Below are 22,084 nucleotides of genomic sequence, written 5' to 3' on the forward strand. Positions count from 1 at the left end.
AAAATGTTATCAATCTGTATCATATGCAAAAATGAAGAACTGAATATTGAAAAATGTCTCACTTCTTTTCAGAATACAGGATTTGAGACTATTGTAGTTGACACTGGTTCTACAGACCGTACAAAAGAAATTGCATTAGAATACACATCTAATGTATATGATTTTAAATGGTGCGATGATTTTTCGGCTGCTAAAAATTTTGCAATTTCCAAAGCTTCCAATGACACTGTTATGGTGATAGACAGTGATGAATATCTGGATCAGATTGATCTGGATGCGTTGAATCAGTTAATAGATCGGAATGTGGATCAGGTTGGAAGAATAAAACGAAGAAATGTTTTTCACAGAAATGATATGCAGCAGGAAAACAGAGAATGGATCAATCGGATATTTTCCAGAAAACAGTTTCATTATGAGGGAAGAATCCACGAGCAGGTGACGGATTTGAATGGAAAAGAAGACTATGAAACGTATGAAGCGCCGGTGACAATACTACACAGTGGGTATGATCTGTCAGAGGAAGAACGTAAGAAGAAGGCAAAACGAAATATCGATCTTCTTGATCTGGAATTGCAGCGTCTGGTGTTAAGTTACAAGGGTGGCATTGAACTTACAAAAGATGATTTTGAAAAGCTGAATGCAAAGGCGTGTTTGAGTTATATTTCAAATATCATTGTTCAGGCAGATGAACAGGCAGAAAAATTGCAGCATGATGACAGACTACCATACATTCTTTATCAGTTGGGTAAAGGCTATTATATGGCTGGCGATTTTCAGATGGCGTGTGCATATTTCGAATGTGGATTGTATTTTGACCTTAATCCAAAACTGGAATATGTCATTGATATGGTGGAGACATATGGATATGCACTGATCAATTCAGGTCAAGCAGAGCAGGCATTGTTTTTTGAGAATATCTATGAAGAATTTGGAAATACGGCGGATTTTAAATTCCTTATGGGATTAATTTATATGAAGAATGAGATGTTTGATGCCGCAGTGGAAGAATTCAAAAGGGCGGTAAAGATGCCGGAGGGGCGAACCAAAGGGGCAAACTCATATCTTGCTTACTACAATATCGGGGTAATTTATGAATGTCTGGGGGATCAGAAAAGGGCAAAGAGTTTTTATCAAAAATGTGGTTCATATCCACCAGCAGGCAGACAGCTGTCGAATATTGGAAACTGATTCAGCCGAAGATTCCGATAATACTGTAACTGAATAACATGGGAGAATTTTTATTGTGGAATTCTCTTTTGTGCAAAAAGGAGAAGGGGCTATGATTTACAGGAAAGCAGGCACGTATCTGGCTCAGACGTTGAATGAGGTGGAACGGGGAAAGGCAATGTGTGATGATTATGCAAAATGTATTTTGGCAGATCCACAGATTCTGGCTAATATTATTAAAACAATCATTCCACAGTTTGAAGATATGTCGATTGACGAGATTATACAATTCGGCGGATATATGAGATTGCAGAGAAGATGGCGCCGGATTATGACGCAGATCAGATCCTGGAGCAGTTATTACCGTCTTTTGAATGTACTGCGGAAGAAATTACATACAGATAATATACGTTCTGCATAAACACTTTTAGCTTCAATTATTTATTTCTCACAAAGTTATGTGGCAGGGGCTGATTTTTGTTGCTTTTATCTGAGGACTCGTTGTACATTGGAGATATGACCGGCGGTTCATACCGATAGCAGGTCAGTACTCGCGAGGAATGATCATAACAAGAGTTACAGATAAGGAGCTGTTTATGACAAAAACAAAAAGAATTTGTTCCTACGCGCTGATGCTGGCCGCATTAGGGCTTGGTAGTAGTCCGCTTCAGGTTGAGGCGAAGGAGTGTGTGGTTGACCGGAATGACGCGGAAATGGATGTGCTTTCCGAAGGAGATTCTCTGAAGATTGGGTATGCGGTTACAAACAACAAAATGCAGGAGATTCTGGAGCAGATTCCACAGGAGACAAAGCTTGAAGAACTGACATTTTACGTGGAGCCTTTGGAAGATATTCATATTACGCATGGAACATTTGATGAGATCGTGCTGCAATATGTGTCCACAGAGGCAGACGCGGAGCATGCACCGGCTGTCTGCGTGGAACAGGATGCTCGCACAGACCAGGTTCGGGTTATTGGCGGCAATGCAAAGATTGCAACAAATGAGCCACTTAAAACGCTCACGCTTGGAGAAATCGATGGACAGAAGAAAGGGCGCATTTGTGAGAATGAGATTCTGCAACATGTGCAGATTGGAGCAGATGTGCAAAGCCTTTCCGTCCTTCATAAGACGATGGATTCGGATTATATTTATGGAACGGAAAGCGTAAGAGGCGCACAGGATTACAACAATTATGCAGGGGATTGTATATTAGAACCGGGATATTCGGTTGGAAATATTGATCTGTACGAATATTATTATGATGGTGTTCTGGAAAAAGATGTGCTGCTTTGCAAGGAATTTGCACCAGCGGATCAAATGCCGTATGGTATGCAGGATGCGGAGCCGACGTTATTCCGAAAGGGTGAGTGGAATTCGGAACTTTTTCCGCTTGAGAAAAGGACTGACTGGCAGCAGAACTATGAGAAAGAGCAGGGATATGTATTTGCTTATCAGGGCAGTTTTACGGATGGAAAAATGCACTGGAAGCGGACCGCAGAAAAAGATGGCAGATATTTATCATCATATGAGCTTGAAGAGGCATTTTCACAGGATAGGATTCCTGCGGACAGCAGGCTTATCATAGAAGGAGATCTGACCAAACCAGTAAAACTGAACGGAAATTATGATAACCTGACGCTCCGCACGGGATTGATTGAGGTTATGGGCAATGTGAAGGAACTTGTGATCCAGGACAGAACGCGTTTTTTCCCTGAGACAGGGGGATTAGAGGTTCGTGTTAACGGGGATGTTTCAAGACTGGTGCTTCTTGGCGATTGTGTGGATACACAGCTGATCATTAACGGAAGTATCGGAGTGGGGAGGAAAAGTTCCTGTGTGCGTGGACCGGATGAGCTGGGGTATGCTTATTTTTCGATTGCAAAAGAGGAAAGTGGATTGATATGGGCGGATGGAATGCCGGCTGAAGGCATTTATTTCTATGAAGATGAGGCTTGCAGCGGAGCTGGTTATCGGATCAGTGGCAGTCCTCAGCAGAATGCGGCACGATTTGGGGTGGATTACAGAGGACAGCAGAATTACTATAATCGTATCGCATTTGACAATCTGGGGATGGAGTTTTCGATGGCTTTACTGACGGAGGAAGAGCAAAAGAATATTCTGGCTCAGATTTGCGGGAAAACGGATGAACATCTGGATTATGCAGGGCTGGCATTTGCACTTTCACCGATGAGTTATTATGAGACGGAAGATGGCTTATACATGACAGAGGATGCGGGGGCATGGCATAGGATGGCATCGGAGCCGGTGGAGTTTCAGATGCGGCTTCCGGATGAGTGGATACAGAAGGAAAGTTATTTTTCCAGAGAACCTGCGTTGATACAATATTATATTGTACGGATGCATCGGAATCCGCAGACAGGTGAGCTGGAATACGCCCTTTTGGATTGTGAAAAAGAAGGTGCTTTGTTACGGTTTATGACCGATCGGTTTTCAACGTTTGCTGTGATACGTGGAACTATGACAATTCCGGAAGATGTACCAGAGCAGGAACGCGAAGAAATGCCTGAGAAATTACCAGAACAGGAAGTTGAGACAATCCCTGAGATAATGCCGGTGACAGAATCAGAAGAAGCTCCAGTTTCAGGAAAAAATATGACCGTGTTATCGACAGAGATGACGGAAAAGGAAACAGAGCCATCGATTACACACACTTATGCACCGGACACAGGGGATGATACACCGGATATATGTGGATTATTTGCGTCATTTTTAGTCGGTATGTTCATAATCTGCTGGCTTTGTGCAATTTGCTGGTCCAAAAATAAAAAACTCCCTTTTGACACCCTGATTTTTATGGTAAAATAAGAATTGAAAATACGGAATATTTATCCGGATATGATGCTAAAAAGTGTTTTGGAGAGGGACGATTTGAGCAAAACAATGATATTTTTTCAGGGTGTCTATGACACCCTTGATTTATTTACGGACAGTCTGATCGAGGCATTTTCACAGATGGGAATGGAAACATTTGTTTATCATGCTTCGCATCAGGAGAAAAGCAAGGAAGAACTGTTGAAGTTGTTGGAGAAGTCTGATGATGCAGCGGTCGTTACATTTAATAATCTTGGCTATAATCTGGATCTTGCGGATGGACGTAATATCTGGGATGTATACAATGTGCCGTATGTTGATATTCTGATGGATCACCCGTTTCATTATGGCAAGCCGCTGTCTCATATGCCAGAGATGGCAGTGATTCTGTGCACCGATAGGAATCATGTGGCATATATCAGACGGTTTTTCCCGAATATCCGAAAATGCGGTTTCCTTCCGCATGCCGGAGTGGAATATGTTCCTCATGGCGGTGCGCTTGAAACAAGAAAGATATCTGTGCTTTATGCCGGTGCACTTCCGATCTATACCGTGTCAAAAATGATTCCGGATCTGCGTTCAATCCCGGAGGTGGATGGGGAAGACATGGCGCAGACCGTGCTTGCAGAGCTGGTGCATCATCCATATAAGACAACGGAGCAGGCGATTGAAGAGTATGTCCGGTCAGTGAGGGGAGACATATCGGATGAACGGCTGCATGAGTTAATTGTCACAATGCGGTTTCTGGATTCTTATGCAACATCCTTTTTCCGGGAACAGGCGGTGCGAAGCCTGGTGGAAAATGGAATTTCCGTCACGGCATATGGTGTCGGCTGGAACCAGTGCGAATGGAGTGATAATCCGAACCTGATCTATGGAGGAAAAGTGCTGGCGCCTCAAATCCTTCCACTTATGAATGATTCAAAGATCGTGCTCAACACATTGACATGGTTCAAGGCGGGCGCGCATGACCGCATTTTTAATGGAATGTTAGCGCGGGCAGCAGTTGTGACAGACGATTCCACGTACTTAAATGACATCTTTACAGATGGACAGCAGCTATCGATGTTTTGCCTGGAACAGATGCGTGAACTTCCCGAAAAAGTCTATGAACTGCTATCGCATCCGAAACAGCTGCAGGAACTCGCCGACCGCGGCTATGAGGCGGCACGCGCCTCTCATACCTGGAAGAACCGCGCGCAGGAGATCTGCGCAATGATGGAATGAAAGCGTTTCATCTAAAATTTGTCGCCATGACGGCTTAGATTGTGCAAAATGATAAAAACTCTTGAAGACACTGGGGAGCCGCTGGTCCTTAGCGACCGTATTTTGGTCGCTTAGTACCACTGCGAGCGACACGTAGCGAAAGCGTGTCTTCAAAGTTTTCTATTATTTTGTACAATCTCTGAGAACATAGCGAGAATTTTACAAGAAATGGCTTGAATGAGAATAATGAGGAGAATGCAATGAGAATTTTGATGTACCGCTGGAAAGCATACAATTACCGTGACATCGAGCAGACCTTTCGCATGATGGGGCATTCGGTCGACAACATTGAGCAGCCACTCGGCAATTATGACATCGACCCGGAGTTTGAAAAGAAAATTGAACAATTGCTGCTTCACGGCGATTACGATATGGTGTTTACGGTGAATTATTTTGCGCTGATTTCCAATGTATGCGAGAAACTCGGCGTGAAATACGTATCCTGGACCTGTGACAATCCGCTGATCAGCATGTATCATGAGTCGGTTTTTCATGACTGTAATTATATTTTTACATTTGACAAGACCAATTATTATGAATTTCGCAACATGGGGGTAAAACATATCTGGTATCTGCCGCTTGCAGTCGATGCAAAAAGGCTGGATCTTGTCTGTTCCAACTGCGAGCACCCTGGAAAATACCGTGGGGATGTTGCTTTTGTTGGAAGCCTGTATGAAAGAAATTCTTATGATAAGATCAAACCGACGCTGCCGGAGTATCTGAAAGGCTATTTTGACGCGGCAATGGAGGCGCAGCTGAACATCAGCGGTGCGAATATTATAGAACCTATGCTGACAGCGGATATTTTAGAACAGCTGCAGGAATATTTTAAACTGGACAAATCAGAGGGATCTTTTTCAGATCTGGGATTGATTTTCCAGACAACGGTTCTTGGGTTTAAGGTGGCAGAGATCCAGAGAAGGCGTGCGCTGATCGAGCTTTCCAAGCATTTTTCAGTGAATGTATACAGCAACAGCAACGTGAGTGATCTGATCCGTGTGCATTATTGCGGTTCCGTAGACTACTGGAGTGAAATGCCACAGGTGTTCCGTGAATCAAAGATCAATCTGAATCTCACGATTCCGAACATCAAAAGTGGAATCCCGCTGCGCATGTGGGATGTTCTTGGCTCAGGCGGTTTCCTGATGACAAATTACCAGGCGGAGATTCCCCTTTATTTTAAAGAAGGAGAGGATCTTGTCTGCTTTGACGGGGTTGAGGACCTTCGGGAGAAAACGGCATATTATCTTACTCATGAGGAAGAGCGGAGACAGATTGCGGAAAATGGCTATCGCAAGGTTTGTGAGCATCATACCTATCAGAATCGGATTGAGACGATGCTTGAGACAATTTATGGATAAGCTGCACTTTTTTTGCATACACTGATAACTGATGATAGAAAATCAACAGTGTTGCGAAAGGAGTGACAAAGTATGTGCCATAAAACAAAAAAGGCAATGAATACAGATACGGTGGAACTTTTACGGGAGTGCGAAGCAGGAAGTAAAATGGCCACAAACAGCATGGAACAGATGATGTCGTACATTGGGAATGAGGACCTGAAGAAGCTGCTGGAGGGAAAAAATAATGAACACATCAAGCTCGGGGAGGAATGTCATCATATCCTCTGTGAGGTGGGAGTGGAAGATAAAGATCCGGATCCGATGGCATCTTTTTGGGCAAAAGCGCAGACCGGAGTAAAAATGACTTTGAATGGAGATACACACCAGGCAGCAAAGCTTTTGATGGATGGCTGCAGTATGGGGATTCAGTCGATCAGTGAATACATGAACAAATATACCGGCGCAGACCACCGGGCGCTTGCGATTGCGGAGAAACTGCGAAATATTGAAAAAGACATGCTGGAAGAACTGGAAGCATATGTATAAAGAGAAAGCAGCACATGGAAATCGAAATTTCTGTGTGCTGCTTTTATGCGTAACTGTCTAGCATCATACCGGCGTAGATGGAGGTAATATATGGTGTGGCAAAATTATGACCCGGGTTCTTGTAAGCCACAATAACCTTGTCTACATACCGCATAGGATTGATGGATGCATTCTCTGCTTTGACATTCATGGAATCCCTTAATTGCGACAAGGTCTGAAATGTACTGTCTGCATTTTCCGGAGCGATGGCAGGCTCAAGTGCCTCTTTGTTGATCGAAAGCTCTCCGTGATCATCGACCATAATACCGATCGCTTCAAGATCACTCTTGTGATGAAGCGAGATTCCGCTGATGTCGTGGAACAGCAGATTATTGGTCTGGATGCCGGAGCCGGAATGCTTTTCCGCGATGGAGAGCATCTGGTTATAAGCATCGATCAGAGTCCCGATATTGTGCGCAACCGCATCGACATTTGGCTTGAAGCCGATATCGACTGGTTGACCATCTTTGGAAGGTTCATTTAAAGTCAGCTCAAAAGCCTGATTGATCGTGAATGTATTGGACAGAGAACTCTGCTCTACATTATTTAATAAGAAAGAAGAATTGGAAGCCGGAGAAGAGATCCTGTTTAAGCCAAGAACTTCCATGGCATGGATCGATTCGGCATTTGCACTCGGTGTAATTTTAAACAACGAATCCTCATCCGATGCCAGACCAGTCTGTCTGGAAGTGATCTGCAAAGCACTTCGTCCTTCTTCGTTGGTGATGATCCGGGCATCGAGGCCGAGACCGGAATTGTTGATCAGATTCTCAATCTTGGTCTGGACATCGAGATTATTCTCCTTCAGGTTTACATTATATTGAAATTCATATGCGCCGGACGAAGTATTCAGATCAAAAGAATAGCTTCCGGGCATAATGGAAAAAGCATAATTATCAATATAGTTACCGGTATTGACCTGAGGCTCGGCAAGCTTCTGAACCTCGATCTGGAAATGATCTGCGGATTCATCCTCAGAACCATCACCGATATAGCGGGCCGATACGGAATCTTCATCCGAGGAAACGGCAACTTTTTTTAAAAAAGCACTTTCAATCGAATTGTCGGTAGTATCCGATAAGGAGGAAACCACATTCTCAATCGATTTGGCACTTTCCTTGATGTCTATTGCATAAACCTTGGCATCATCCGGGTTATTCAATTTATAGAGCGGGGAATCGGTGTTCGTCTTGACCATGCGGTTATAGATGTTACGAAGTTCGCTCTTCTTATGGGAATCATAGCGTGAAGTCGCTTTATTACCGTACGTCATGAGATAATATGCGTACGCAGTGTCAATCTTAGACAATCTATCCCCCTCCTTTCTTCCTTGAAATAGACAAAAACAATGCGAAAAACCGTTCCTGGTTCTGTTATGCTGCATTGAATCTGTGGGGATGTACCTGTTAATAAATCCATTTATACAGATTTATTATATATCACGCGATTGCACTATGCAACTACAAATATAGAAAAAGAAGAAAAAGTGTTGACATAGAGTAAGGATTGTGATACAGTGAACAGGCTTGGAAGTAGGTCTTTTTTTTATGCCTTTTTTTAGGCACAAAAGAAACAAACAACACAAAGAAATTAAACGGAGGTGGAAGTTGTGCGCACAAAAATTACATTAGCATGCACAGAGTGTCAGCGTCGTAATTACAACATGACAAAGGACAAGAAAGCTCATCCGGACAGAATGGAAACCAAAAAGTATTGTAGATTCTGCAAGACTCATACAATGCATAAGGAAACAAAATAGTCTGAGGATTGAGTGAAGGAGTGAGAACATGGGAGAAACCGAAAAAGTAGAAAAAGCTCCTAAACAGAGCTGGTTTACCGGTCTCAAGGCTGAGTTCAAAAAGATCATCTGGCCTGAACAGAAATCACTTGTTAGACAGACTGTTGCGGTAGTGGCTGTTTCTGTTATCGTTGGTCTTATTATCGCACTGATGGATACACTGATTCAGTACGGTGTGAATTTCCTTGTAGGTTTTACATTATAATGGAGGCAAAGTGATTTATGGCAGAGGCAAACTGGTATGTAGTTCATACCTATTCAGGTTATGAGAACAAAGTCAAAGCGAACATTGATAAAACAATTGAGAACAGACATCTTGAAGATCAGATCTTAGAAGTACGTGTTCCACTGGAAGATGTTACTGAAGTTAAGAACGGAGTTAAGAAACAGGTTTCCAAGAAAATGTTTCCTGGCTATGTGCTGATTCATATGGTTATGAATGACGATACCTGGTATGTCGTAAGAAATACCAGAGGTGTTACCGGTTTCGTTGGACCAGGAAGCAAGCCAGTACCACTCACTGATGCCGAGATGAGACCTTTGGGTATCAAGGCTGAGAACGTTGTGGTTGATTTCGAAGAAGGAGATATGATCGTTGTTATCGGAGGCGTCTGGAAAGATACCTGTGGTGTGATCACTTCGATGAATCAACACAAACAGACAGTTACAATCAATGTAGAGCTGTTCGGTCGCGAAACACCGGTAGAAGTAAGTTTCGCAGATGTTAAGAAAATGAATTAAGGAGGCAAATTCCAAATGGCAAAAAAAGTTGAAGGATATATTAAATTGCAGATTCCTGCTGGTAAGGCAACTCCAGCTCCACCAGTTGGACCAGCTCTTGGACAGCATGGTGTAAATATCGTAGAATTTACAAAGCAGTTTAATGCAAAGACAGCCGATCAGGGCGACTTAATCATCCCTGTAGTTATTACTGTATATGCAGATAGAAGTTTTAGCTTCATTACTAAAACACCACCTGCTCCAGTACTGATCAAAAAAGCTTGCAACATCAAATCTGGTTCTGGTGAACCAAACAAAACAAAAGTTGCAAAGATCACAAAAGCTCAGGTTCAGGAAATTGCAGAGCTTAAGATGAAAGACTTAAATGCAGCTTCTATCGAAGCAGCAATGAGCATGATCGCTGGTACAGCAAGATCTATGGGTGTTGAAGTAGTAGACTAACAGACAGTCAGAGATCCACGCTGTAAGCGGGATGATGTAACTATAGAAAGTGGGAGGGCCCTCTCCCGATAATACCACCAGGAGGTTATTTTCAATGAAAAGAGGAAAGAAATATCAAGACGCTGTAAAAGCATTCGATAAGGCAAATCTTTATGATGTTGCAGATGCTATCAGCATTGTTAAGAAGAATGCTACAGCAAAATTTGACGAAACAATCGAACTTCATCTTAGAACCGGTTGTGATGGACGTCATGCAGAGCAGCAGATCCGTGGTGCAGTAGTATTACCACACGGAACAGGTAAAACAGTAAAAGTTTTAGTATTCGCTAAAGGAACAAAAGTAGATGAAGCACAGGCAGCTGGAGCTGACTACGTTGGTGGCGAGGAATTAATTCCTAAGATCCAGAACGAAGGATGGTTAGACTTCGATGTTGTTGTTGCTACACCTGACATGATGGGTGTTGTAGGTCGTTTGGGACGTGTCCTTGGACCTAAGGGCTTAATGCCAAACCCAAAAGCTGGAACTGTTACAATGGACGTTACCAAAGCTGTTAACGACATCAAAGCTGGTAAGATTGAGTACAGATTAGATAAAACAAATATTATCCATGTGCCAGTTGGAAAAGCTTCTTTCACAGAAGAACAATTAAGCGACAACTTCCAGTCTCTTATGGGTGCAATTAACAAAGCAAAACCTGCTAGCTTAAAAGGTCAGTACATTAAGAGCGCAGTATTAACCTCTACAATGGGACCTGGCGTTAAGTTAAACGTAGTTAAAATCTCTCAGTAATATCTGGGAACAGATCCGGTCAGAGATCTGACCGAATAAGACCTATGAAAAGCAAGCAAAGTTTTTGCGGAAAAGTTATTGACATCCGTAATATAACGTATTATAATAGCAAAGCATATTGCCGAAGACAGTAGGTGCCGAAAGGCGTAACCGAGTGGCCTACCGAGGAATTTTTAGATGGTAACATCTTGAGATGAACTTGTACCTCTCTGTCGTCAGGCAGGGAGGTTTCTTTGATTATACCTCACGTCTTTTATGCAAAATAAAATAAGGAGGTGCACGATTCGTGGCAAAAGTAGAACTTAAACAGCCTATCGTACAGGAAATTTCAGAAAGTATCAAAGATGCAGCTTCCGTAGTAGTTGTTGACTACCGTGGACTTACCGTTGCAGAAGATACAGAGTTACGTAAACAGTTAAGAGAAGCAGGCGTTTCTTACAAAGTATACAAAAATACTTTAGTATCACGTGCTGTAGACGGAACTGAATTCGAAAGCCTGAGAGAAGTACTTGAAGGACCAAACGCTTTCGCTATCTCTACAGATGATGCAACAGCACCAGCAAGAGTTTTAGCAGCATTCGCTAAGAAAGCTCCTAACTTAGAGATCAAAGCCGGCGTTGTAGAAGGAACATACTATGATGAGAAAGCTATGCAGACAATCGCTTCTATCCCATCAAGAGAAGTTCTTCTTTCCAAATTACTTGGAAGCTTACAGTCCCCAGTTACAAATCTTGCTCGCGTTCTTAACCAGATCGCTGAGAAAGGCGGCGCAGCAGATGCAGCAGTAGAAGTAGCACCAGCTGAGGAAGCAGCAGAAGCAAAAGCTCCAGCTGAGACTCCAGCAGAATAATATATTCACTGGAACCAAATGAAATGCACTGTGGAAGATGACCACAGACGAATTTATTTTTATAATGGAGGAAAATAAAATGGCAAAATTAACAACAGCAGAATTTATCGATGCTATCAAAGAGTTAAGCGTATTAGAATTAAATGATTTAGTAAAAGCTTGTGAAGAAGAGTTCGGCGTATCTGCAGCAGCAGGCGTTGTAGTTGCAGCAGCAGGCGGAGACGCAGCAGCAGCTGAAGAGAAAACAGAGTTTGACGTTGAATTAACAGAAGTTGGACCAAACAAAGTTAAGGTTATCAAAGTTGTTCGTGAGATCACTGGTCTTGGATTAAAAGAAGCTAAAGACGCAGTTGACGGAGCTCCAAAGGTAATCAAAGAGGCAGCTGATAAAGCTTCCGCTGAAGATGCTAAGGCTAAACTTGAGGCTGAAGGCGCTAAAGTAACTTTAAAATAATTTCGATTATTTAAGATAAAGTGAATGGATAGAGTCACACCGGATTCCGGTGTGGCTCTTTTGCGTGTGCGCCAAAATATGTGTTCAATTCGTCCTTTTATTTTATATATTGAAATGGTATAATGACCAAGGCGGTTAAGACCGCTGCAATAAAGAATTTTACGATAAGAAATGAGGTGAGACCATGACGGATGACAGTTATGGGCAAAGTAGCATGGTTGTCTGTGTAAAACAGAAGTATGGATTTTCAGCCCGCGGTGTATTCCGTCCGGGTCTCTTTTTGATGATAAAAGTGTAACCGGCATTTTACGCCGGGGCGGAAATCTTGTTCTTCGTTCGCAGACAACCGGGTTGTTAGACGGGAGCTTTACCTGCTCTCTGGAACGTGGAGGTAGAATGAGATGGAAGAAAAGAAATTTGAAGGAATGACGGCTGGAGAAATGGCTGTTCAGAAACCGGATTATGAGAAAGAAATCGCAGATGTAATCCGGAGCAATCTGTCGCCGAAGGCTATGAAAGACCGGTTGATGGATTACCATGAAAACGATATTGCAGCTGCGCTTGATGAAATGAGCGTTTCGGAAAGACAGCGGCTTTATCGGATTCTGGATATTGAAGATCTTTCTACAATTTTCGAATATGTAGATGAAGATGATGTTGCTGGTTATCTGGAAGAGATGGACATTCGAAAAAAAGCTGCAATTGTTTCGGAAATGGATGCAGACAAGGCGGTACATCTGCTCAGGCAGCTTGACAAAAAAGAACGTGAAATGCTGATCGAGCTGATCGACAATGAAACCAAAAAGGATGTAGCACTGATCGCATCCTTCGATGAAGATCAGATCGGAAGCAGGATGACGACGAATTTTATTTCGATCACATCGAATCTGACAGTAAAGCAGGCGATGAAAGAACTGATTCGTCAGGCAGCAGATAATGATAATATTTCTACTTTATATATAGTGGATGAACAGAATGTTTTCTGTGGTGCAATCAGCCTGAATGATCTGATCATTGCAAGACAGGATAAAAATCTGGATGACCTGATCGTTACATCTTATCCGTTCGTATATGCGAAGGAAGAGATTGATGACTGTATCGAATGGATCAAAGATTATTCGGAGGATTCCATTCCTGCACTGGATGAAGACAATAAACTCCTTGGCGTTATTACGGCACAGGACATCATCAAGGTTGTAGATGATGAGATGGGCGAAGATTATGCGATGTTCGCAGGTCTGACTGCAGAAGAAGACCTGGAAGAATCTTTACATGACAGTGTAAAAAAACGTCTTCCGTGGCTGGTTATTCTTCTTGGACTTGGACTGGTCGTATCTTCGGTTGTAGGTCTGTTTGAAAATGTTGTATCGGAACTTACGATTGTGATCTGTTTTCAGTCATTGATCCTTGATATGGCGGGAAATGTCGGAACACAGTCACTGGCCGTAACCATCCGTGTGCTGATGGATGAAACATTGACAACAAAACAGAAATTTGGTCTGGTATTTAAAGAGGGACGTGTTGGACTTGTGAACGGATTGATCCTAGGATCGTTTTCTCTTGCTCTGATCGGGTTATATATTCATTTTTTCAAAGGATATGCGTGGGACTTTGCGTTTGCCGTATCGCTTTGCATCGGAGCGTCGCTGCTTTTGGCAATGCTGATCTCGAGTCTGATCGGTACGCTTGTTCCAATGTTCTTTAAAAAGATCCATATTGATCCGGCAGTTGCATCAGGACCGCTGATCACGACGATCAATGACCTGGTCGCTGTTGTGACCTATTATGGACTTGCATGGGTATTCCTTCTGGGTATCATGCATTTTTAAAAAAGTTCTTGCAATTCAATATCTCTTGTTGTATACTATACGTTGCACTATTGTGGTGCAATAGGCTTAATTATGTCCTTTTTTCGGGGTAAAAGCCTTGAAAAGTGGGTTTTAAAATAAAAACGAGAGGTGAAACGTCAATGGAGAAAAACAGAATACGTCCAGTCCAGGCTGGAAAAGGCATGCGTATGAGTTACTCAAGACAAAAAGAGGTTTTGGAAATGCCAAACCTGATCGAAGTCCAGAAGGATTCATATCAGTGGTTCTTAGACGAAGGTCTGAAAGAAGCATTTGCAGATATCTCTCCGATCGCTGATTACAGCGGTCATCTTAGCTTGGAATTCGTTGATTTTACATTATGCGAAGATGATGTGAAATACACAATTCCGGAATGCAAAGAAAGAGATGCAACATACGCCGCACCTTTAAAGGTTAAGGTAAGACTTCATAACAAAGAGACAGATGAAATCAACGAACATGAAATTTTCATGGGTGATCTTCCTCTTATGACAGAGACCGGAACATTTGTAATCAACGGTGCTGAGCGAGTTATCGTAAGCCAGTTGGTTCGTTCCCCTGGTATCTATTACGGAATTGCTCACGATAAAGTGGGAAAAACTCTGTATTCCTGTACGGTAATCCCTAACCGTGGTGCATGGTTAGAGTACGAGACAGACTCCAATGACGTTTTCAGTGTAAGAGTAGATAGAACACGTAAAGTGCCGATTACGGTATTATTACGTGCTCTTGGTGTGGGCACAAACCAGGCAATTCTTGATATGTTTGGCGAGGAACCAAAGATTCTTGCTTCTTTTGCAAAGGATCCGACAATCACCGAGAGAGATCCACAGGGTAGCTATGAAGCTGGTCTGTTAGAGTTATATAAGAAGATTCGTCCGGGCGAACCACTTTCTGTAGAAAGTGCTGAAAGCCTTATTACAGCAATGTTCTTCGATCCGAGAAGATATGACCTTGCAAAAGTCGGACGTTACAAATTCAATAAGAAATTAGCACTGAGAAACCGTATTAATGGTCAGATCCTTGCTGAGGATGTTTTAGATCCATCTACAGGTGAAGTACTTGCAGAAGCTGGTACAACGGTAACAAGAGAGATGGCTGATCAGATCCAGAACGCAGCGGTTCCATATGTATGGATTCAGACAGAAACAAGAAATACCAAAGTGCTTTCTTCTATGATGGTTGATATCAGAACATGGATTCCGGAGATTGAAGATCCGGAGAGTCTTGGCATCCATGAGCTTGTTTATTATCCAGTGCTTGCCCAGATCATGGAAGAGAATGAGACTCTTGAAGAGCGTATCGAAGCAATCAAGAGAGATATTGCAGATCTGATCCCAAAGCATATTACAAAAGAGGATATCTTCGCATCAATTAACTATAATATGCATCTGGAGTGGGGATGTGGTTCAGAAGACGACATCGACCACTTGGGAAACAGACGTATCCGTGCGGTAGGTGAGTTGTTACAGAACCAGTATCGTATCGGTCTTTCCAGATTAGAGAGAGTTGTCCGTGAAAGAATGACAACACAGGATCTTGAAGGAATTTCTCCTCAGTCCTTAATTAATATCAAACCGGTAACAGCTGCTGTAAAAGAATTCTTTGGTTCTTCCCAGCTGTCACAGTTCATGGATCAGAACAACCCACTTGGTGAGCTGACCCATAAGAGACGTTTATCAGCATTAGGACCTGGTGGTCTTTCCAGAGACCGTGCCGGATTCGAGGTTCGAGATGTACATTACTCCCATTATGGACGTATGTGCCCAATCGAGACACCTGAAGGTCCTAACATCGGTCTGATCAACTCTCTTGCATGTTATGCAAGAATCAATGAGTATGGTTTTGTTGAGGCACCATACCGTAAAATCGATAAATCAGATCCTAAGAATCCACGTGTAACAGATGAAGTTGTTTACATGACTGCGGATGAAGAGGATAACTATCATGTAGCGCAGGCGAACGAAAAGCTGGATGAGAATGGTTATTTCGTACGTAATTCGGTATCTGGTCGTTACAGAGAAGAGACACAGGAGTACGATAAGACTGCATTTGATTACATGGACGTATCTCCTAAGATGGTGTTCTCAGTTGCTACAGCCCTGATCCCATTCCTTCAGAACGACGATGCGAACCGTGCTCTGATGGGATCCAACATGCAGCGTCAGGCCGTTCCACTTCTGACAACAGAAGCTCCTGTAGTAGGTACAGGTATGGAAGCAAAAGCTGCCGTTGACTCTGGTGTCTGTGTCGTTGCAAAAGCTGCAGGTACCGTAGAAAGTTCTGAGTCAAACCGCATCGTAATTAAAGAAGATGACGGAAATAAGAGAGAATATATCCTTACAAAATTCTCACGCAGTAACCAGTCAAACTGCTACAACCAGAGACCAATCGTATTTAAAGGTCAGCATGTGGAAGCAGGAGAGGTAATCGCAGACGGTCCTTCTACATCAAACGGAGAGCTTGCTCTTGGTAAGAACCCACTGATTGGTTTCATGACATGGGAAGGATACAACTACGAGGATGCTGTTCTTTTAAGTGAGCGTCTTGTACAGAATGATGTATATACATCCATCCATATCGAGGAATATGAAGCAGAATCACGTGATACCAAATTAGGACCGGAGGAAATTACCCGCGATGTTCCTGGCGTTGGTGATGAGGCATTAAAAGACCTTGATGAGAGAGGTATTATCCGTATCGGTGCTGAGGTACGTGCGGGAGATATCCTTGTCGGCAAAGTTACTCCGAAGGGAGAAACAGAGCTGACAGCTGAAGAGAGACTGCTTCGTGCAATCTTCGGTGAAAAAGCAAGAGAGGTTCGTGATACTTCCTTAAAAGTACCACACGGTGAATATGGTATCGTTGTAGATGCCAAAGTATTTACAAGAGAAAACGGAGATGAGTTATCTCCAGGTGTTAATCAGGCAGTTCGTATCTACATCGCACAGAAGAGAAAGATTTCTGTCGGCGATAAGATGGCTGGTCGTCATGGTAACAAGGGTGTCGTTTCCCGTGTATTACCAGTAGAAGATATGCCATTCCTGCCAAACGGACGTCCGCTTGACATCGTACTGAATCCATTAGGTGTACCTTCCCGAATGAATATCGGTCAGGTCCTTGAGATTCACTTAAGCCTTGCAGCTAAGGCTTTGGGATTCAACATCTCAACTCCTGTATTTGATGGAGCAAAAGAGATTGATATTCAGGATACTCTGGAACTTGCAAATGACTATGTAAACCTTCCATTCAACAAAGAAGAAGCAGAGGCAGACGGCAATCCGGATTCTGATACATTTGAAGATAAATACAAAGATGTATTGCGTGAAGATGTAATGCAGTATCTGTATGACAACAGAGAACACAGAAAACTCTGGAAAGGTGTTCCACTTTCCCGCGACGGAAAAGTACAGCTCCGCGATGGACGTACTGGTGAATTCTTCGATGGTAAAGTAACAATCGGACACATGCATTACCTGAAACTGCATCATCTGGTAGATGATAAGATTCATGCACGTTCAACAGGTCCTTACTCTCTGGTTACACAGCAGCCTTTGGGTGGTAAAGCCCAGTTCGGTGGACAGCGATTCGGAGAGATGGAGGTTTGGGCACTGGAAGCTTACGGTGCTGCATATACTCTGCAGGAGATCCTGACAGTAAAATCCGACGACGTTGTAGGTCGTGTTAAAACATACGAAGCAATCATTAAAGGTGATAATATTCCTGAACCGGGAATTCCAGAATCCTTTAAGGTTCTCTTAAAAGAGCTTCAGTCATTAGGTCTGGATGTCAAAGTACTTGACGAGGATCGTAATGAGGTAGAACTCATTGAAACCAGTGAATATGGTAATACCGATATCAATGCGATCATCGGTAACGATAAAGACTTCGCATTTGAAGACAGTGAGTCCTTCGAAAAGCATGGATTTACAAAGCAGGAATTCGATGCTGAAAATGAAGAGCTGGTAAATGTGGAAGAAGAAGCAGAGGCAGAACCTGAGTTTGATGATGATTCTGAGTTCTACAGTGATTCAGAAGCTCTTGACGAAGAATAGAAGGAAGGGAGTGTCGTAAATGCCAGAAACAAACGTTAAAGATATGAACCAGGCTGTTCAGTTCGATGCAATTCAGATCGGTTTAGCATCTCCGGAGAAGATCAGAGAATGGTCTCACGGAGAGGTTAAAAAGCCTGAAACAATCAACTACAGAACTTTAAAACCAGAGAAAGATGGTTTATTCTGTGAGAAGATCTTCGGACCGACCAAAGACTGGGAATGTCATTGTGGTAAATATAAAAAGATCCGTTACAAGGGCGTTGTCTGTGACCGTTGTGGCGTAGAGATCACAAAATCAAGTGTACGTAGAGAGCGTATGGGACACATCGAGCTGGCAGCTCCTGTTTCCCATATCTGGTACTTCAAGGGTATCCCATCCCGTATGGGACTTATCCTTGATCTGTCTCCACGTGTATTAGAGAGAGTGCTTTATTTTGCATCATACATTGTATTGGACGCTGGTGATACAGGACTTGGATACAAACAGGTTCTTTCTGAAGCAGAATATCAGGAAGCCAGAGAGCAGTACGGAAGTGCATTCCGTGTTGGAATGGGTGCAGAAGCAATCCGTGAGCTGTTAGAGAGCATTGATCTTGAGAAAGATTCTGCTGAATTAAAGGCAGAACTTGAGAATGCAACCGGACAGAAGAGAGCACGTATCATCAAAAGACTGGAAGTTGTAGAAGCTTTCCGCGAATCTGGAAATAAACCTGAGTGGATGATCATGACAGTTATCCCTGTTATCCCACCGGATTTACGTCCTATGGTTCAGCTGGATGGTGGACGTTTTGCAACATCCGATCTGAATGATTTATATAGACGAATCATCAACCGTAACAACCGTCTGAGAAGACTGCTGGATCTTGGCGCACCGGATATCATTGTCCGTAATGAGAAACGTATGCTTCAGGAAGCTGTTGATGCCCTGATCGATAACGGCCGTCGTGGACGTCCAGTTACAGGTCCTGGAAACAGAGCACTCAAATCTTTATCAGACATGTTAAAAGGTAAAGGTGGACGTTTCCGTCAGAACTTACTTGGAAAACGAGTTGACTACTCAGGACGTTCCGTTATCTGTGTAGAGCCAAAACTTAAGATTTTCCAGTGTGGTCTTCCAAAAGAGATGGCAATCGAATTATTCAAACCATTCGTTATGAAGGAACTCGTTGCAAACGGAACCGCACATAACATCAAGAGCGCAAAGAAGATGGTCGAAAGACTTCAGACAGAGGTCTGGGATGTGCTTGAAGAAGTAATTAAAGAGCATCCGGTTATGTTAAACCGTGCTCCTACACTGCATAGATTAGGTATCCAGGCATTCGAGCCAATCCTGGTAGAAGGTAAAGCAATCAAACTTCACCCATTAGTATGTACCGCATTCAACGCCGATTTCGACGGTGACCAGATGGCTGTTCACCTTCCATTGTCTGTTGAGGCACAGGCTGAGTGTAGATTTATGCTTTTATCTCCGAACAACTTATTGAAACCATCCGATGGTGGCCCGGTAGCCGTTCCTTCTCAGGATATGGTCCTTGGTATCTATTACCTGACTATGAGAAAACTTGCAGATCATAAAGAGGATAAAGATGTTCATGCAGTATCGGATACTGTATACAATGATCTGGAAGAGCTCAAAAAGCTTACAACTCCTGGTGCAGATGGAAAAGCTGAACTTGGATTATACGATATGATCTGGTTTGAAGACGTGACAGATGGTAACCGCCGCGTACTTTGTACACCAATGGATCTTTTCGGATATCATTACAGCAGCATGAATCAGGCTCTGCTCGCTTATGAGAACGGAGAGATCACACTTCACCAGAAAATTTATGTTTTCCGTAGAGCAAAAAATGCTGACGGTGAAGAAGTTACCGGATTTGTTGAGACTACACTTGGACTTCTGATTTTTAATGAGATCATTCCACAGGATCTTGGATTTGTTGACAGAACAAAGACTGAGAACCTTCTGAAGCTGGAAATTGACTTCCATGTAGGTAAGAAACAGATCAAACAGATCCTTGAAAAAGTAATCAACATTCATGGAGCAACAACAACTGCGGAAGTACTGGATGATGTAAAGGCAATGGGTTATAAATACTCTACAAGAGCTGCTATGACCGTATCCATTTCCGACATGACCGTACCACCTCAGAAACCACAGATGATCGAGGACGCTCAGAATACGGTTGATAAGATCACAAAACAGTACAAACGTGGTCTGATTACAGAAGAAGAGCGTTACAAAGAAGTTGTTGAGACATGGAAAGAGACCGATGATGAGCTTACCAAAGCACTTCTGACAGGTCTTGATAAATATAACAACATCTTTATGATGGCTGATTCCGGAGCCCGTGGTTCCGATAAACAGATCAAACAGTTAGCAGGTATGCGTGGTCTGATGGCAGATACAACAGGTAGAACCATCGAGCTGCCAATCAAGTCAAACTTCCGTGAAGGTCTTGACGTATTGGAGTACTTCATGTCCGCACATGGTGCCCGTAAAGGTCTGTCCGATACAGCTCTTCGTACAGCCGATTCCGGATACCTGACAAGACGTCTGGTTGACGTTTCACAGCACATGATCGTACGTGAGTCCGATTGCTGCGCAGGAACCGGTCGTGAGATTCCAGGAATGGTTGTTAAGGCATTCATGGATGGAAAAGAAGAGATCGAGAGCTTACAGGAACGTATTACAGGCCGTTTCTCCTGCAATACAATCTGTGATAAAGATGGCAATGTTATCGTAAAAGCCAACCATATGATCACACCAAAGCGTGCAGCTGAGGTTATGAGCAAAGGTGTGGATGAGAACGGTGATCCAATCACTCAGGTGAAGATCCGTACGATTCTGACATGTAGATCACATATGGGTGTTTGTGCAAAATGTTATGGTGCCAACATGGCAACCGGCCAGGCAGTACAGGTTGGTGAGGCAATCGGTATCATCGCAGCACAGTCCATTGGTGAGCCAGGTACACAGCTTACCATGAGAACATTCCATACCGGTGGTGTAGCTGGTAACGATATTACACAGGGTCTTCCTCGTGTCGAAGAAATTTTTGAGGCACGTAAGCCTAAGGGACTTGCAATCATCACAGAATTCGGTGGTGTTGCTACCATTAAAGATACAAAGAAAAAACGTGAAGTTATCGTAACAAATAAAGAAACAGGCGAATCCAAGACATATCTGATCCCTTACGGATCCAGAATCAAGATCATGGATGGTGCAGTACTTGAAGCCGGTGATGAACTGACCGAAGGTTCTGTAAACCCACATGATATCTTAAAGATCAAAGGTGTTCGTGCTGTTCAGGATTACATGCTCCGTGAGGTTCAGCGTGTATACCGTTTACAGGGTGTAGAAATCAACGATAAACATATCGAGGTTATCGTTCGCCAGATGTTACAGAAGATCCGTATCGAAGAGAACGGAGATTCCGATCTGCTTCCAGGAAGCATGGTTGACTCTCTTGACTTCCTTGAACTGAATGAGAAACTGGAAGAAGAAGGTAAGGAACAGGCAGTTGGATCCCAGGTATTACTTGGTATTACAAAAGCTTCCCTTGCAACGAACTCCTTCTTATCAGCAGCATCATTCCAGGAAACAACCAAAGTTCTTACTGAGGCTGCAATCAAAGGAAAGATCGATCCACTGATCGGTATGAAAGAGAACGTAATCATTGGTAAACTGATTCCGGCTGGTACTGGAATGAAGAGATATCGCAATATCAAACTTGACAGTGATATCAATGAGGATGACGAATTAACATTCGATGATATGGACGATCTTGATTTTGAGACCGAAGAAAGTGCAGAAGCTGTAAATACAGATGAAGCAGAAGCGATGACTGATATCGCAGATGAAACAGAAACAACCGAAGAATAAAATACAAAAGGAACTCCATGCAGTCTG

General features: G+C 43.0%; 17 protein-coding genes and 1 other annotated feature. Of the genes, 16 read left to right on the forward strand and 1 reads right to left on the reverse strand.

Features of this window, described 5'->3' with window-relative positions:
• Nucleotides 1-3: 3 nt before the first annotated feature.
• The 6 genes from FYJ75_RS02085 (at nucleotide 4) to FYJ75_RS02110 (ending at nucleotide 7,156) form a co-directional block, all read left to right on the forward strand.
• Nucleotides 4-1,188: a glycosyltransferase gene (locus FYJ75_RS02085; protein WP_154428347.1), complete on the forward strand. Its 1,185-nt coding sequence runs from the start codon at nucleotides 4-6 to the stop codon at nucleotides 1,186-1,188.
• 91 nt (nucleotides 1,189-1,279) lie between these two features.
• Entirely contained in the window at nucleotides 1,280-1,588 is a 309-nt protein-coding gene (locus FYJ75_RS02090) for a hypothetical protein (protein ID WP_154428349.1), read from the forward strand.
• Nucleotides 1,589-1,763: 175 nt separating this feature from the next.
• Nucleotides 1,764-3,995: a hypothetical protein gene (locus tag FYJ75_RS02095; protein WP_154428351.1), complete on the forward strand. Its 2,232-nt coding sequence runs from the start codon at nucleotides 1,764-1,766 to the stop codon at nucleotides 3,993-3,995.
• Between the two features lie 63 nt (nucleotides 3,996-4,058).
• On the forward strand, nucleotides 4,059-5,228 hold the full coding sequence (locus tag FYJ75_RS02100; RefSeq protein ID WP_154428353.1) for a glycosyltransferase family protein: 1,170 nt from the start codon (nucleotides 4,059-4,061) through the stop codon (nucleotides 5,226-5,228).
• A gap of 239 nt (nucleotides 5,229-5,467) precedes the next feature.
• Nucleotides 5,468-6,628 (forward strand): CgeB family protein, encoded by a 1,161-nt coding sequence (locus tag FYJ75_RS02105; RefSeq protein ID WP_154428355.1) that lies wholly within the window; start codon nucleotides 5,468-5,470, stop codon nucleotides 6,626-6,628.
• 72 nt (nucleotides 6,629-6,700) lie between these two features.
• A complete protein-coding gene (locus FYJ75_RS02110) occupies nucleotides 6,701-7,156 on the forward strand; it encodes a hypothetical protein (RefSeq protein WP_154428357.1) in 456 nt (151 codons plus the stop codon).
• Nucleotides 7,157-7,199: 43 nt separating this feature from the next.
• Here the strand turns inward: FYJ75_RS02110 and fliD are convergent, their stop codons facing one another.
• Nucleotides 7,200-8,504 carry a flagellar filament capping protein FliD gene (gene fliD / locus FYJ75_RS02115; RefSeq protein ID WP_154428359.1) on the reverse strand — a complete coding sequence of 435 codons (1,305 nt, stop codon included), beginning with the start codon at nucleotides 8,502-8,504 and terminating at the stop codon, nucleotides 7,200-7,202.
• A 300-nt stretch (nucleotides 8,505-8,804) separates the two neighbouring features.
• Here fliD and rpmG point away from each other — a divergent pair, with 300 nt between their 5' ends.
• From rpmG to rpoC, 10 genes are all read left to right on the forward strand, one after another.
• Nucleotides 8,805-8,954, forward strand: coding sequence for a 50S ribosomal protein L33 (gene rpmG / locus FYJ75_RS02120; RefSeq protein ID WP_328596826.1), 150 nt, complete (start codon nucleotides 8,805-8,807; stop codon nucleotides 8,952-8,954).
• Nucleotides 8,955-8,982: 28 nt separating this feature from the next.
• Nucleotides 8,983-9,198 (forward strand): preprotein translocase subunit SecE, encoded by a 216-nt coding sequence (secE, locus tag FYJ75_RS02125; protein ID WP_154428361.1) that lies wholly within the window; start codon nucleotides 8,983-8,985, stop codon nucleotides 9,196-9,198.
• Between the two features lie 17 nt (nucleotides 9,199-9,215).
• Nucleotides 9,216-9,734 carry a transcription termination/antitermination protein NusG gene (gene nusG, locus FYJ75_RS02130; protein ID WP_154428363.1) on the forward strand — a complete coding sequence of 173 codons (519 nt, stop codon included), beginning with the start codon at nucleotides 9,216-9,218 and terminating at the stop codon, nucleotides 9,732-9,734.
• A gap of 15 nt (nucleotides 9,735-9,749) precedes the next feature.
• The gene (gene rplK / locus FYJ75_RS02135; RefSeq protein ID WP_154428365.1) at nucleotides 9,750-10,175 is read left to right on the forward strand and encodes a 50S ribosomal protein L11; all 426 of its coding nucleotides are present in this window, start codon (nucleotides 9,750-9,752) and stop codon (nucleotides 10,173-10,175) included.
• Between the two features lie 94 nt (nucleotides 10,176-10,269).
• Nucleotides 10,270-10,965, forward strand: a complete 696-nt coding sequence (gene rplA / locus FYJ75_RS02140) for a 50S ribosomal protein L1 (protein WP_154428367.1) — start codon at nucleotides 10,270-10,272, stop codon at nucleotides 10,963-10,965.
• A gap of 103 nt (nucleotides 10,966-11,068) precedes the next feature.
• Nucleotides 11,069-11,208: a sequence feature (ribosomal protein L10 leader region), on the forward strand.
• A gap of 43 nt (nucleotides 11,209-11,251) precedes the next feature.
• Complete coding sequence (gene rplJ, locus FYJ75_RS02145) at nucleotides 11,252-11,815, forward strand: 50S ribosomal protein L10 (RefSeq protein WP_328596827.1); 564 nt, start codon at nucleotides 11,252-11,254, stop codon at nucleotides 11,813-11,815.
• A 79-nt stretch (nucleotides 11,816-11,894) separates the two neighbouring features.
• Nucleotides 11,895-12,269, forward strand: coding sequence for a 50S ribosomal protein L7/L12 (gene rplL, locus FYJ75_RS02150; RefSeq protein ID WP_154428369.1), 375 nt, complete (start codon nucleotides 11,895-11,897; stop codon nucleotides 12,267-12,269).
• A 401-nt stretch (nucleotides 12,270-12,670) separates the two neighbouring features.
• The gene (gene mgtE, locus FYJ75_RS02155; RefSeq protein WP_235906982.1) at nucleotides 12,671-14,098 is read left to right on the forward strand and encodes a magnesium transporter; all 1,428 of its coding nucleotides are present in this window, start codon (nucleotides 12,671-12,673) and stop codon (nucleotides 14,096-14,098) included.
• Nucleotides 14,099-14,238: 140 nt separating this feature from the next.
• Nucleotides 14,239-18,171, forward strand: coding sequence for a DNA-directed RNA polymerase subunit beta (gene rpoB / locus FYJ75_RS02160; protein ID WP_154428371.1), 3,933 nt, complete (start codon nucleotides 14,239-14,241; stop codon nucleotides 18,169-18,171).
• Nucleotides 18,172-18,190: 19 nt separating this feature from the next.
• Complete coding sequence (gene rpoC, locus FYJ75_RS02165) at nucleotides 18,191-22,057, forward strand: DNA-directed RNA polymerase subunit beta' (protein WP_154428373.1); 3,867 nt, start codon at nucleotides 18,191-18,193, stop codon at nucleotides 22,055-22,057.
• Nucleotides 22,058-22,084: the final 27 nt, after the last annotated feature.

It is taken from the genome of Roseburia porci (assembly GCF_009695765.1).
Lineage (GTDB): Bacteria > Bacillota > Clostridia > Lachnospirales > Lachnospiraceae > Roseburia > Roseburia porci.